At 40.7% G+C, this 13,611-nt stretch carries 9 protein-coding genes; 6 read left to right on the top strand and 3 right to left on the bottom strand.

Features of this window, described 5'->3' with window-relative positions; genetic code table 11:
* Nucleotides 1-51: 51 nt before the first annotated feature.
* On the bottom strand, nt 52-1,113 hold the full coding sequence (gene dinB, locus J8M01_RS09265; RefSeq protein ID WP_211057790.1) for a DNA polymerase IV: 1,062 nt from the start codon (nt 1,111-1,113) through the stop codon (nt 52-54).
* Between the two features lie 140 nt (nt 1,114-1,253).
* Here dinB and J8M01_RS09260 point away from each other — a divergent pair, with 140 nt between their 5' ends.
* The 4 genes from J8M01_RS09260 to J8M01_RS09245 all read left to right on the top strand — a co-directional run bounded on the left by J8M01_RS09260 (nt 1,254) and on the right by J8M01_RS09245 (nt 4,708).
* Nucleotides 1,254-2,306 (top strand): aldo/keto reductase, encoded by a 1,053-nt coding sequence (locus J8M01_RS09260; RefSeq protein ID WP_211057789.1) that lies wholly within the window; start codon nt 1,254-1,256, stop codon nt 2,304-2,306.
* A gap of 115 nt (nt 2,307-2,421) precedes the next feature.
* Entirely contained in the window at nt 2,422-2,946 is a 525-nt protein-coding gene (locus tag J8M01_RS09255) for an NUDIX domain-containing protein (protein WP_211057788.1), read from the top strand.
* Between the two features lie 176 nt (nt 2,947-3,122).
* Nucleotides 3,123-3,770: a hypothetical protein gene (locus tag J8M01_RS09250; protein WP_211057787.1), complete on the top strand. Its 648-nt coding sequence runs from the start codon at nt 3,123-3,125 to the stop codon at nt 3,768-3,770.
* Between the two features lie 122 nt (nt 3,771-3,892).
* Nucleotides 3,893-4,708 carry a transporter substrate-binding domain-containing protein gene (locus tag J8M01_RS09245; protein ID WP_211057786.1) on the top strand — a complete coding sequence of 272 codons (816 nt, stop codon included), beginning with the start codon at nt 3,893-3,895 and terminating at the stop codon, nt 4,706-4,708.
* Here the strand turns inward: J8M01_RS09245 and J8M01_RS09240 are convergent.
* On the bottom strand, nt 4,659-5,372 hold the full coding sequence (locus tag J8M01_RS09240) for an SIMPL domain-containing protein (protein WP_211057785.1): 714 nt from the start codon (nt 5,370-5,372) through the stop codon (nt 4,659-4,661). The genes J8M01_RS09245 and J8M01_RS09240 overlap by 50 nt on opposite strands.
* A 134-nt stretch (nt 5,373-5,506) precedes the next feature.
* Here J8M01_RS09240 and J8M01_RS09235 point away from each other — a divergent pair, with 134 nt between their 5' ends.
* Nucleotides 5,507-8,182 carry a bifunctional acetate--CoA ligase family protein/GNAT family N-acetyltransferase gene (locus J8M01_RS09235; RefSeq protein ID WP_211057784.1) on the top strand — a complete coding sequence of 892 codons (2,676 nt, stop codon included), beginning with the start codon at nt 5,507-5,509 and terminating at the stop codon, nt 8,180-8,182.
* Nucleotides 8,182-9,126 carry an ion transporter gene (locus J8M01_RS09230; RefSeq protein ID WP_210996144.1) on the top strand — a complete coding sequence of 315 codons (945 nt, stop codon included), beginning with the start codon at nt 8,182-8,184 and terminating at the stop codon, nt 9,124-9,126. Before J8M01_RS09235 ends, J8M01_RS09230 begins: the two co-directional genes overlap by 1 nt.
* On the opposite strand, the gene J8M01_RS09225 is transcribed toward J8M01_RS09230, so the two are convergent.
* Nucleotides 9,123-13,610 carry an EAL domain-containing protein gene (locus J8M01_RS09225; RefSeq protein WP_211057783.1) on the bottom strand — a complete coding sequence of 1,496 codons (4,488 nt, stop codon included), beginning with the start codon at nt 13,608-13,610 and terminating at the stop codon, nt 9,123-9,125. The genes J8M01_RS09230 and J8M01_RS09225 overlap by 4 nt on opposite strands.
* Nucleotide 13,611 lies beyond the last annotated feature (1 nt).

Below are 13,611 nucleotides of genomic sequence, written 5' to 3'. Positions count from 1 at the left end.
ATTTTTTGTTAACTTTACGTTATCATAAATACAGCTCACAGCACTTATCTTTTAGTCTAAATCAAATAAACCGAGCTGAGGTTGGCTGTGCTTTGAATCTAATAACCCAATCTGAATACCGATAAGCCGGACGGGTTTGTGTCGATAACGCGCCAATAACTCATTCAATAAGTTGCACAACACATTGGCATCTAAGACATCGAATTGACACTCTTTGCTGACTTGTTGAAAATCGAAAAACTTAACTTTCACCCCCAACTTAGCAATACCCCGCTCTTGAATATGATTAACAGCCCGACGATTGAGCTCTGGTAATAAATCATTGACTAAACGTGCTTTTAGTATTTCAAACTCACTCGTATCTTCACTAAATGTGGTTTCTACTCCTACTGATTTTCTTACTCTATGGGTCTCGACACCACGCTCATCAATCCCCTGACATCGACGCCATAACACACCACCAAATTTACCAAAACGCTGAGTTAAAAAATGCTCTTCACACGCTTTGATATCTTTCCCGTACGCCAACCCCATCGCTTGTAACTTTTGTTGCGTCACCTTACCAACACCAGGTATTTTTTTAAGCGCGAGCGTATCAATGAAATCGCCCACCTCTGATGGGGTGATCACAAACTGTCCATTGGGTTTATTTTCATCACTGGCTATTTTGGCTAAAAATTTAATTGGGGCAACACCAGCAGAAGCCGTTAATCCGGTTGCATCAAAAATATCTGCACGAATTTTTTCAGCAATTAACGTCGCACTGCCAGCGCAGTGCCGACTGTCAGTCACATCTAAATATGCTTCATCTAACGACAGCGGTTCTATCAAATCTGTATATTTTGAAAACACCGCTCTAATTTGCACCGAAGCCTCTTTATAAACAGGCATTCGCCCCGGCACAATGACTAAGTTTGGACAGAGTTTCTTTGCCTGATAGTTAGACATAGCAGAACGAACACCAAACTCTCTTGCTAAGTAATTTGCCGTTGACAAGACACCTCGATGACTATTTCCACCAATAGCCATAGGCACATTTGCCAGCTCAGGGTTGTCTCGCATTTCCACCGCAGCATAAAAGCAATCCATATCAATGTGTATAAATTTACGCATCACAAACTAAACTGTATTTATATACAGTTATTATGACCCTAAATTTCCTATTTATGCAACTTTTCCTATTCTCTTATTTACACTACAATGTTAACTCTTCTGACTTATCACAGTCACTTCAATAACAACAAGGAGTTAGCATGCAATTTAGTCGTTTAGGTCGCAGCCAACTTAATGTCTCTCGCATCTGTTTAGGCAGCATGACTTGGGGTTTACAAAATAATCAACATGACGCCGATGAACAAATTAACTATGCATTAAGCAGAGGCGTAAATTTTATTGATACTGCTGAGATGTATGCTGTCCCTCCATCACCGCAAACTTATGGTAAAACAGAAGCGATTATTGGTAACTGGTTAACTCGCCACAAAGAGAAGCGTGACCAACTCATCATCGCCACTAAAATCGCAGGCCCTGGGCTCAGCTGGGTTAGAAATGGCGCACCTATCTCTGGCCAGTCTATTATCGAAGCCATTGATGATTCATTAGCGCGTTTGAATACAGACTACATTGATGTTTACCAACTACATTGGCCCAACCGCAGTACACCTCACTTCGCCAAACACCAACCTGGTGAAATCAACTTTTCAAACGTGAATTCTGAGCAAGAAACTGCCGATATGCTGGATATTTTACAAGGGCTTGCACACTGTATTGAAGCCGGAAAAATTAGGCACTGGGGTCTATCAGATGACACAACATGGGGCATAAATACATACCTTAGACTTGCACGTGAACACAGCTTACCTGCGCCAGTATCTATTCAGAATGAATTTAGCTTATTACATGCTAAAGACTGGCCGTATCTCATTGAAAACTGTGTTCACGAAGATATCGCCTATTTACCATGGTCACCTTTAGCAGCCGGCATGCTGACAGGGAAATACATCGATGGTGCTCGCCCTGCTGGTAGTCGATGGACTTTGATGCAGCGGCAAGGGCTATTTAGAGATACTAAATATAGTAATCAAGCGACGAAACTTTATATCGATATCGCGAAAAGCCATGGGTTAACGCCGGCTCAATTGGCGCTGGCATGGTGTAACCAAGTCGATGGTGTCACTTCGACCATTATCGGTGCAACCAACATGTCACAACTCAAGGAAAACTTAAACGCGTTCGAGCAATCACTGACGAGTGAAGTACTCGAAGAGATAACACAAGTATTTAAACAATACCCAGCACCGTTTTAAACCGCTACACGTCCCGACCAAGGAAAAAACACAACATTATTTTTTCCTTGGTTTTGTATCTGGCATCATTTTACGTATAATTACGGGCTTTGTGATCATCGGCCCGTCTCTTTTTATGCGTAGTTTAAACTCAACCCCCGTAAAGCCTCTGCTAGGGACCCAATTTACCCGCCAAACAACGCGGGCTATCGTGCTCGATGGTGATAAAATATTACTCTTGTATACGGCTAGGTATGACGACTACACCCTGCCTGGTGGTGGCGTTGACTCTGGTGAATCTATCCAAGATGCGCTACTTAGGGAATTACAAGAAGAAACGGGAGTGAGGCAAATAACCCAGATTGAAGCTTTTGGCAGATATGAAGAGTATCGACCTTGGTACAAAAACGACTTTAATGTGATTCACATTGTTTCAGATTGCTACATATGTGATATTTGCGGTCACTTTGATACACCGAAAATGGAAGACTATGAAACCGCTAACGGTATGTCTCCAATATGGGTTGATATAAATACGGCAATCGAGCACAACAAAAAAACCCTCGCAAACAGTCAAAAGCAAGGCCTATCACTTATTAGGGAAATCTCCCTACTTGAGCAAATCAAAGATCACTATATGACAAGCAACCATAGCGAATAGTGGTTAACGCCTTAACATAGAAATTCAGCATCGATACTTTATCGACCATAGCAAAGGCTGTTTATTCAAGGTTCACAACTATGACTGGTGTAGGTTATGAGTAAAGCCCTTTGTCTAAAAGGAACTTTCTAGATACCTATTTGTCATAACGTCACTTTTGATATTGGGGTTTCTACGTGCAACTTACTATAAAAACAGTGCTTTACTCTGCTGTATTACACATTGCCGTTTTATACTTATTCAATTCACAAAACCACATTACGATTCCCCATTCGATAACCCCTGCGCTAAAAACTTATTTAGTTATAGAGACTAACAATAAACTTTATCAAAAAAAGCTTAACTTAGAACCGTTAGCGCCAATCAAAAAAAGCCTCACACCAGATCCGAATAAAACACGTCCCATACCGACATCGCTCAAGCCAGTATCAGACTCCCAGCCTCATTCCCCAAAAACCACAAAGATGCCAACAACAAAATTTGATATTAATCCACGTAAATTTCTACAACACGTTAAAGCTCAAGGTCTGGCGCATACGACTCCTCTTTCTTCGAGTCCACACAACCGAAAAAATAAACGCATCATCGCACACACCCTAAATACGCTAAATAAACAACCAAAAGTCATCGCAATGAACCACACGTTTACTGAATACCAGCATAATAATACGTGCTATAAAGTATTTACTGGTGACGTTAACAATCGCGTTGCAGACTCAGGGTTAACCACGCAATGGCAAAGTTTACCTTATACCTGTAACAACACCAAGATAACTCAAGCATACGACAAAGTAATGAATAAATGGCTTAAAAAAAAGCCATAACACTTGCATTAAAATCAAGTAAACAACTAATACATAAGAACTTTAAATTAAAATAGAATTACCTCTATCCCTTCACGATTAAATTCCCTACAATCAAAAATCAATATTGAGGAGGTAGGTGTATGCGCAGTACTCTTTATATTTTCATTTCCTTGCTTTTTCTCGAGGTAAAGCTCAGCTATGCGCAACCACTCGTATTTGTTGCTGAAGATTTACCTCCTTACCACTTTTCCGATAAAAATGGTAATGCTGCTGGCGCGCTCGTTGACATCACTAAAGCCGTCTTACATGAAGCGCAATTACAGGGAAAGTTTGAAATTATGCCGATGGCTCGGGCTTATCATGAGTTACAAAGCAACCCCTTAGCATTAATGATGTCCCTACTTAAAACCTCCTCTCGCGCATCACAATTTACTTGGCTTGGACAACTTTATTTCGCTGATGCTTATCTGGTTAGTTTAAAAGGCTCCCCTCATCATGTTTCTACGCTTAATGATGCACAACAATTTAGGGTCGGCACAATTAGAGGGTATTCTAGTGCGCGATATTTACAAAGTTCAGGCTTTGTAGAAGATAAAAATCTTCTTCTTGCCAGTCACTATCAACAATTATGGCATGTGTTATTTAAGCGCAGAGTTGATTTTGTGATGACAAATACCCTTACACTTGAAAAAGAGTTAAAAAATTCTGGGTATAGTGCCCTCAAAGTCGAAAAAAAGTTACATATTACCCACTTCCCTTCCGCTTTACATTTGGTAGCCAATAAGCAAATACCCAATAATATCTGCCAACGCCTCGCCATAGCACTGCAAAGCATAAAAAAGAAAGGGCTTTATCAACAAATACTGGCTAGGTGGAAACTCAAGGTCCCCCCCCCAAAAAAAATGACTAATCCGCCAAGTAATACTCAACACTTGTTACAACCCGTACCAATTTAATATGTGGTGTATTACTGTCTCTATCACGAATACTAAACTGCCCCTGTCGAGCCGATTTAATTTTTCCTAGTTGAGAGTCTGAGTCTTTCGCAAACTTCAACGCAACTTCTCTCGCTTTTTGTGTCGCCAACTGCACCATCTCAGGTTTAATATCATTGAGCTGGGTAAACATATACTCTACCCTATTTTGATAATCATCCTGGGTAATAGCAATGCCCTGCTTTGCGAGCTGACTTAGCTGAGAAAATGCTGTTTTTACCTTATCTGGCGAATGACTAAATACGGTCATGCCTGCTTTCGCGACATAGCGAAAACCACGTTCACTCTGGTTATATTCTTGTGCATATTTATCAACAATAGAAGGAGCAGACACACTAATCTCTTCATCATCAAAACCTTGCAGCACTAGAAATGCGCGAATCGCCGAGTTTTTCTCATCAACACGCGCCATTAATGCATTTAGATTATTGTCTGCATCTTTGTAAAATACAGGCCAAATAACGGTATCCGCTGACACTTCCTGCTCGGCTAACCCTTTCACCTGAACCGTTCTTTCCATTGCTTTAATATCAGCAATGGTATTGATGATCAGCCACGTACTCACAATAGCCCCCAAAGCCAGAACTATCGAAGCGCCGATGTGCTTTGTCATATCTACAGGCATGCCACTTTTCCCCTAAAATAAGTTGTCAGATCAAAGTCTAACCTTAATAGGCTAGATCGTCGCTAAAAAAGTGATAGAGTGATACCTAACCGATGAGCCTAAGCTGAACTTGAATTATAATAAGGAATTCTTTTATGAGCGTGAAACGCATAAGCCAGTTTTTTTCCCCTCGTTCAGTTGCAGTGATTGGTGCCTCAAACAATCCAGGCCGCGCTGGTTATATCGTCATGAGAAATTTACTACAAGGGGGCTTCAAAGGACCTATTATGCCTGTCAGTCCCAAGCATGACGCTGTCCATGGAGTACTCGCTTACCCAAGTATTGAACACTTACCACATGTACCTAGCCTTGCTGTTATTTGCACGAATAAAGCCACTTTAAATACAGTGATCAGAGAGCTTGGCCGCCTTGGCTGTCAACACGCGATCATCATAGCAGCCGGCCTAAATACGCAGCAAAAAATATCTTTAAAGCACATAGCTAAATCAGCGAATGTAACATTACTTGGGTCTAACTGCCTTGGTTTACTAATCCCTCATTTGGGGTTAAACGCAAGTTTTTCTCATACTGTTGCTCAGTCAGGTAGACTCGCGTTTGTTTCACAATCAGCCGCAGTGTGTTCAACGATTTTAGATTGGGCCAGAAACAAGCGTATTGGATTCTCTTACTTTGTCTCTGTTGGGGATTGCATTGACATTGACTTTGACGAGCTGCTCGACTTTTTAGGCCGAGATCCTAAAACCAAAGCAATTCTCTTATACATCGACAATATCGAAGATGTCAGACGGTTTATATCTGCTGCGCGTGCTGCTGCATTTAGTAAACCCGTCATCGTCATTAAAACAGGACGGACTCAAGCTGGTGCAGAAGCCGCTTTCATTCATACCGGGGGCAGCACTTCGGACGACGCAGTCTATGACGCTATGTTTCAGCGCGCGGGTATGCTGAGGGTGAATGACTTGCGAGAACTCTTTGCAGCGACACAAACATTAGCACTTCATCCCAAGCTCTTACAAATCGAACAATTAACCATACTCACCAATGGCGGAGGCCCCGCAATTATGGCCGTTGATACGCTGTTACAACATTCAGGGAAGCTAACTCAGCTGTCTCAACAAACGCGAGATGCACTCAATAAAGTGATCCCACAATCGGACATGACATCAAATCCTGTCGATATTTTCGGAGATTCATCACCGCAGCGTTATCAAAAAGCGTTAGATATTTTGCTCAAAGCACCTGAAGTAAAAAACCTACTCATAATACACACGCCTTCAGCTTTAGCGCCTAGTGAAGATTACGCAGAAATAATTGCCACGACACTCGATAAGATACATAAAATGGCTCGACCATATGTCATAACAAATTTTATGGGTGAAGAGGCGGCATACGAAGCACGATATGTATGCGCAGAACACGCTATTCCAACTTATCGGACACCCGAAGGTGCCGTGGGTGCATTTATGCACTTAGTTAGTTATCGTCGTAACCAAAAACACTTAACACAAACTCCTGAGTCCACCAGCGATGATGATCAAATCGACAGTCAAGCTGCCAAACTAGAGGTTGAACATTTCATCTCTCAAGGTTTTTCACACCTATCAACCCATTTAGCAAGTCAAATTCTCAGTCATTACGGGGTACACTGCATTGAAACTCTCATAGCGCTCACACCCAGTGACGCAAAAGAGCAAGCTCAAGAGTTAGGCTTTCCAATTGCACTTAAATTGATCAGTGCCTCGATCCCTTCAAAATCTGAAGTCGGTGGCGTAGTGTTAAACTTAAATGATGCGCATGAGGTAGAGCAAACCGCTTTTGCAATGCTGCTACGCATCAAAGAAACATATCCACATGCCGAAATCGAGGGGTTCTCCTTACAAAGGATGGCACCCAGAGCTGGTGTTCAAGAGCTAAGAATTGCCGTTAAAACAGAGCCAAACTTTGGCCCCGTTATTTTGCTAGGAGAAGCGGGTACTGGGCTCGAGTTTTCCCAAGCAGCCGTTGCACTTCCCCCATTAAACATGAATTTAGCCAAATATCTAATCGCTGCGGCTCACGATAAAGGGGTATTAAAAGAGCGCACATTACCCGATAAAGTTGATAAATATCGCCTATGTGCGCTATTAACCCGAGTCTCGCAGCTGGTTGTTGATCAACCTGACATTCACAGTATTGAACTAAATCCCATTTTGGCCAGTTCTGGCCAATTTCTTGTCTTGGATGCTGATATCACACTACGACCATACCAGCCTAAGCTCGGCAAAAAAAGGCTGGCAATTCGCCCTTACCCAAAGGAGCTTGTCACCCAAATCACACTTACAAACAATACCCATGCAATCCTCAGACCGATAAAACCTGAAGATGAGCGCACACACCAAGAATTTGATCAATCCCTCACGAAAGAGGATAGGTATAAACGGTTTTTTGGGGAGTTACCGCAGTTTAACCATGAACAACTCGCGAAGATGACACAAATTGACTATGATCGCGAAATGGCCTTTATAGTTTCTCAGCCCTATAAAAGCACATATAGAACACTGGGCGTTTCGAGAGTATTGATGGATCCAGATAACCACAATGCTGAATTTTCAGTTATCGTTAGGTCTGATTGTCAAGGACTTGGGCTTGGCAGAGTTCTTATGCAAGCGGTGATAAAACACTGCCAATCCATCGGTGTTGAAATGGTTGTAGGTATTACATTACCAGAAAACATAGGTATGATTGAGCTCTCAAAAAAATTAGGCTTTACGGTCACTCGTGATTTTTCTGAGGGTACAGTAGACATGCGATTAGAAATCAGCAAACTATGATGACAACATACAGAGAAAAAGTGGCTGCGCTGCTTGCAGGTCGCCGCCCCTATCAAAAAATGGGGGGATATTTAGATTTTTTTTTAATAGCGCTTATCATGATCAATGTGGTCGCTATTGTTTTAGAGTCGGTACCAGAGCTCACGGCACAGTATTATCACTATTTTTTACTACTTGAAGTCATATCTGTGGGTATTTTTAGCATTGAGTATTTACTGAGGTTATGGTCTTGTGTCGATAATATTGATGCTAAACAACTTAGCGCCTCAAACTTAAAGAAGCGGCTAGCATACATTTTCTCTCCGCTCGCATTGATTGACTTAATGGCTATTTTACCCACTATTTTAATGATGTTCATTAGTTTTGACCTACGCTTTTTAAGGGTAATTCGGCTCTTCCGTATTTTTAAGCTCACTCGCTACTCAAGAGCAATGCAATTATTACTTGCCGCATTTAAAGAGGAAGGTAGTAGCTTACTCGCCGCATTTTTTATCATGTCTGTGGTATTAATAATGGCATCGTGCGGCATTTATTTATTAGAGCATGACGTACAACCTGATAAATTTGGTTCAATCCCTGATTCTATGTGGTGGGCAATGGCAACTCTCACTACCGTTGGCTATGGAGATGTCGTACCAATAACGCCTATTGGTCGCTTTTTTGGTGGTGTAATTACATTATTAAGTATGGGAATGGTCGCCATCCCCACAGGCTTATTAGCGTCAAGTTTTGCTGAACAACTCAGAAAGCGCAGAGATGCATTTAATGAAGCGGTTTTACACAGCCTACATGATGGCGTCTTAGATGAACAAGAGCGACAACATTTAGAAAGCTTGAGAGTAGAGCTTGGGCTCAGCCCAAGTGAAGCCAGCCAAGCAATAAAACTCATGAGTAGTCAACGCGCTTACGCGACATACTGTCGCCACTGTGGCAACAAACTCTAAAAGCGATGTTGCCAAGTCAAAGTAAGTAAATCTGCGATTTTCTCTCCCAGTATTGGCTCACTAAAATGTGAGCCTTGAAAATAATCACAACCAAGTAAGCGTAAAAATTTCATCTGGGTTTTATTTTCTATACCATCAGCAATGCATTGAATACCTAAGCTATGTGCCAGTGACAAAATAGAATGAATGATCACTTCGTGTTCATTATCTACACCTATGTCTTGAATAAAGCCCTTATCAATTTTAAGCACATCAACCGGTAACTTTTTCAAATACGTTAATGAGGCATAACTTGTACCAAAATCATCCATAAACAATCGACACCCTAATACCTTCAACTGGTACATTCGTTCCAACGCGTGAGGAATATCAGTCATCATCACAGGCTCTGAAATCTCAAAGACCACATGCTTCCCATCAACTTGCGTTCTTTTTAACGTATCCCCTATTTTGCTTATTAATTCTGGGTATTGAAAATCTAAAGGTGATAGGTTCACTGAAATATATAATTGCGGAGCGAACAAATGCCACTGTTTCAATTCAATTAATGCACGCTCTAAGGTTTGTAACATCAACTCACTAATTAACCCTGATTGCTCTGCTGCATCGGTCAATTCATCTCGCCGGTAAAGGGCATCTGTAGGCCAGTGTAACATCACCTCAAATCCATCAATGACTTTACTCGTACCATTGATAATAGGTTGGTACAAGTTGCAAAACTCATTCCGTTGATTCGCCAGCTCAAGCATTTTGCTTATTTCAATGCCTTTTTGCACCTGCAGGTTTAGCTCAGTTTGATAAAACTGATAGTGATTACCATAATGTTTCATTGCGTGGTTTAACGCTATTTTTGCTCGGTCACTTAATGTAAACGCATTTAGGGCATCTTCAGGATACATAGCCACGCCAATACTTAACTGTATATTACAACTATGTTCTAGTACTTTAACAGGAGGTTCAAAACGGTTCATCAGACAGTTGATATAGCGGGTAATTTGCGATATATCCTCTATTTGTTCCATTAATACGTAAAATTCTTGGCTCACTCCAATAGCCAGACTATCGTGATCTCGAAAACAGCACTTTAAGGTATTTGCCAATTGCTTAATAAGTACATCATAAAAATCGCTATCATAGCTATCCTGATAATGTTGTAAACGCTTAAACTTAATAGCCAGTACAGCCACTGGTTGCGTACCATACATTTGCTCTATTGCATGCTCTGTTCTGTCAATAAATAACGCTTTATTCGGTAACCCCGTCAAGGTGTCATAGTTTGCAAGTTGATATAATTCTTGCTCCGTTCGTTTTTGTGAAGAAATGTCAGTTAAAACGACCACATAGTTATGCAGTTCTCCATTCACACCTTCTACCGCACTTATCTTGATCAAAACATGGCAAATTTGACTATTTGCTAAAATCAGTTGATCTTCAGCACTTATATGCTCACCCATTTTTAAATCGGTCATGCGTCGTAAATAACGCATTCTCGTCTGACGATTTAACCCCAAGTGTAAATTCGTACTCGACTTTGGCTCTGCTTCAATATTAAAGGCTTGCTGTAATGCTGTGTTGCACGCTTGAATGCGTAAATTTTTATCTAGTATAAACACCCAATCTCGCGTTTTCTCAAACGCCGCACCAAATAGCCTAGCGCGCTCTTCAAACATACGTTCACGTGTCAAGTTGGTATAGGTACCCGTAACTCGTTCTGGGGTGCCTTCTTGCCACGCCATTACTTTGCCAAAATCTTTATACCAGCGCCAATGTCCCTTCGCATGCTTTAAACGATAAGTACAGTCAAATACACCTTTATTTGTGGAAACAAATTCAAGCCACTCTAATCTAAAAATAGCTCTATCGTTGGGATGGATAAGTTGTAAATAATCATCCAAACAAATATTATTCTGTGCGTATTCCAATTCAGAAAACAGCCTCGGTTGGTAAATTAGTTGGCTGTGCAGGTGCCAATCCCAAACGCCAGAGCCGCTACTTTCTAGCGCAAGTTTTAAACGTGCCTCACTGTTTTGAGTTTCTTTATGGGCAGCAATAATCATTTGCTCAATTCGGCTTTTTCGATAAAGCCAAAGGCCAAAAATAAACAAAACAAGCATCAAGTATATGGCTAAAGCAATAGGAGAGCGCCACATCGGATACCTCACACGAATGTTCAATTTCGCGGGTTGAGTGTAATCACCAGTTAAAGGGTCTTTGGCCCACACTTTCAGCTGGTAATTACCTGGATTAAGTTTAGGGAACGTCACTCGATTATTACCTCGAGTTAAGATTTTCTGACTCCCTGATATTTGATATTCATACACAATACTTTGTTGATAATTGAAGACCATGGCTGAAAAAGCCACCTCCAAACCAATATCATCATGGTTTAACACTATATCCCCAAACGTTTTCAAGCCATATGAATGCAACTTTCGTGACATGAGCTCTACTGAGGTAATATTTATGCGTGATAATAAAGGTTGCTTAGGGCGGTTTTCTCTTGGACTAAAAATAGTAAAGCCCTTCAATGAGCCATATACAACTCGACCATCTGATAACTTGATTGATGATCCGCCATTAAACTCATTAGTAAAAAGGCCATCCTTCGTCGTAAACTGCTGCAAATGCAAATTATCTGGGTCTAACCGCCAAATCCCTTTGTGAGAAGACATCCAAATCATATCCGCTCTGTCTTGGTGCATACCGTACATAGGAGTACCAAGATTAAGCTTTTTTAGATCAATTGTGTGGATCACTTCAAACCCATCAAGCGATAAACCCACCAGACCAAAATTAGAAAAAGCCAACCAAAGCACGTTGTTTTTATCGACGGTGTAAGTGAGTAATGACACTGGTAAGTTTTCGTTAGCATCTGGCACTGCGTATATTTCTGTTAACTCAGATGTCTCTGGATTCAAGCGATATAATACCCCACCGGAGTAATAAAGCGGATATGACGGTTCATCTGGTAAAGGGGCTAGAAACGCATAGGATAAAAATGGGTTGCGCGCTGCAATGTCACCTTCAAGTTGTTTAAGTTCTTTATTATCAATATCATAATAATAAAAACCTTCACTAGGGTGAATAAAGTACAACCTCCCATTAGGCATTAGTAACATGCCATATAAATAGTCTTCAATCACTTTTTGGTGGGCTGCGGTTTGCACTTGAGGACGACTGACTTCATACGTATTCGGATCGAATACAAATAAACCTCGGCTCGATTCTAGCCAAATTTTATCTTTATATAAATAAGACCTTGATATAGAGAATTCAGGCATCACAGCCTCCCCCATATACCCTTTTAAATAAGTTTTTGTTTCATTTGTGCTTAAATCATAACTGGTTAATCCGTCATTGGTGCTCGCCCATATTACTCCTTTGTATTCTAACAAAGACCACACCGTTGAATGAGAAAACCCAGTACCTTTTACTGAACCATTGTTTACATTATGAAAATGTGTTTTTCGCTTGGGAATGTAAAAAGCACCATCTCGCTTAGTTGCAACCCACAATGCTCCGTACTTGTCTTCAAGAAAATCAATGATACTATTATCGGTCAACGTATAACGGCTTTTTGAGATCCGCTCATCCCTTGTCAATACACCATCTATGGTATTAAAGTGCATCAAACCTTTATCAGTGCCTAGCAATAATGAATTTGGTTTAACCACAATTTTCCAAATATTTAACTCTTTGATTAAATGCTGATTTTCCCATTGATAATTTTCGTCTGTTAGATCACCCAATTGACTAATATCAACTTGATATAACCCATTTACAGCGCCAATTAATAAAGTATTCTCCCCTTGCAGCGCAAATGATTTAGTATGTAATTGTAAATTGTGCTCAGGTGTATCAACATGGGTTATTCTTTTCAGTCTTTTTGAGTCTAAATGATAAACGAACGCGCCTTCTGAGGTTGCAATAAACAAATATTCATTCTTGCGTAACAGTTTTCTAACATGCCCAGATTGCTTATCTATTGGCAAATGAACCTCAATAGACACCTTACCGGTAGAAATGTCGAGCAATGCAACGTTATCTCCGCGCCCTAACCATAATTGCGTGTCACTTTTGGACAGCATTTGATTCACCGACTGCTCAAGCATCTCTTCTTGCGACTGTGCGACTTCCAAATATTTTTGATATTTATCATGCTCGGGATCATAGCTGTAAAGGCCTAATCTACGAGAGGCTATCCAAATCCTATTTAATGGATCTTGATAAATACGATCAATCATCACCTCCTCAAGCTCTCCTTGAGGCCCTTTAACGCGTAAGACTTGATAACCGTCATAACGGTTTAGACCACCTTCGGTAGATAGCCATAAATATCCCTTATTATCAATAACTAAAGTATTAACATAACTTTGAGATAAGCCTTCTGAAGGAGATAATCGCGTGACTTCAGATGCCAGTATATTGGAAGGGAAAAGGCTCGAGGATATTAATGTAATTAGGATAAATATCAAATATCTCATA

The sequence above is a fragment of the Pseudoalteromonas sp. MMG005 genome, from assembly GCF_018101015.1.
GTDB lineage: Bacteria > Pseudomonadota > Gammaproteobacteria > Enterobacterales > Alteromonadaceae > Pseudoalteromonas > Pseudoalteromonas aurantia.
Note: the sequence above shows the minus strand (reverse complement) of the source record. Positions and strands in the feature narration are given on the sequence as shown.

Excerpts from the sequence above, each read along its gene's own strand:
- dinB (WP_211057790.1), bottom strand. The coding sequence starts at position 1,113 with ATGCGTAAATTTATACACATTGATATGGATTGCTTTTATGCTGCGGTG.
- J8M01_RS09260 (WP_211057789.1), top strand. The coding sequence starts at position 1,254 with ATGCAATTTAGTCGTTTAGGTCGCAGCCAACTTAATGTCTCTCGCATC.
- J8M01_RS09255 (WP_211057788.1), top strand. The coding sequence starts at position 2,422 with ATGCGTAGTTTAAACTCAACCCCCGTAAAGCCTCTGCTAGGGACCCAA.
- J8M01_RS09245 (WP_211057786.1), top strand. The coding sequence starts at position 3,893 with ATGCGCAGTACTCTTTATATTTTCATTTCCTTGCTTTTTCTCGAGGTA.
- J8M01_RS09240 (WP_211057785.1), bottom strand. The coding sequence starts at position 5,372 with ATGCCTGTAGATATGACAAAGCACATCGGCGCTTCGATAGTTCTGGCT.
- J8M01_RS09235 (WP_211057784.1), top strand. The coding sequence starts at position 5,507 with ATGAGCGTGAAACGCATAAGCCAGTTTTTTTCCCCTCGTTCAGTTGCA.
- J8M01_RS09230 (WP_210996144.1), top strand. The coding sequence starts at position 8,182 with ATGACAACATACAGAGAAAAAGTGGCTGCGCTGCTTGCAGGTCGCCGC.
- J8M01_RS09225 (WP_211057783.1), bottom strand. The coding sequence starts at position 13,610 with ATGAGATATTTGATATTTATCCTAATTACATTAATATCCTCGAGCCTT.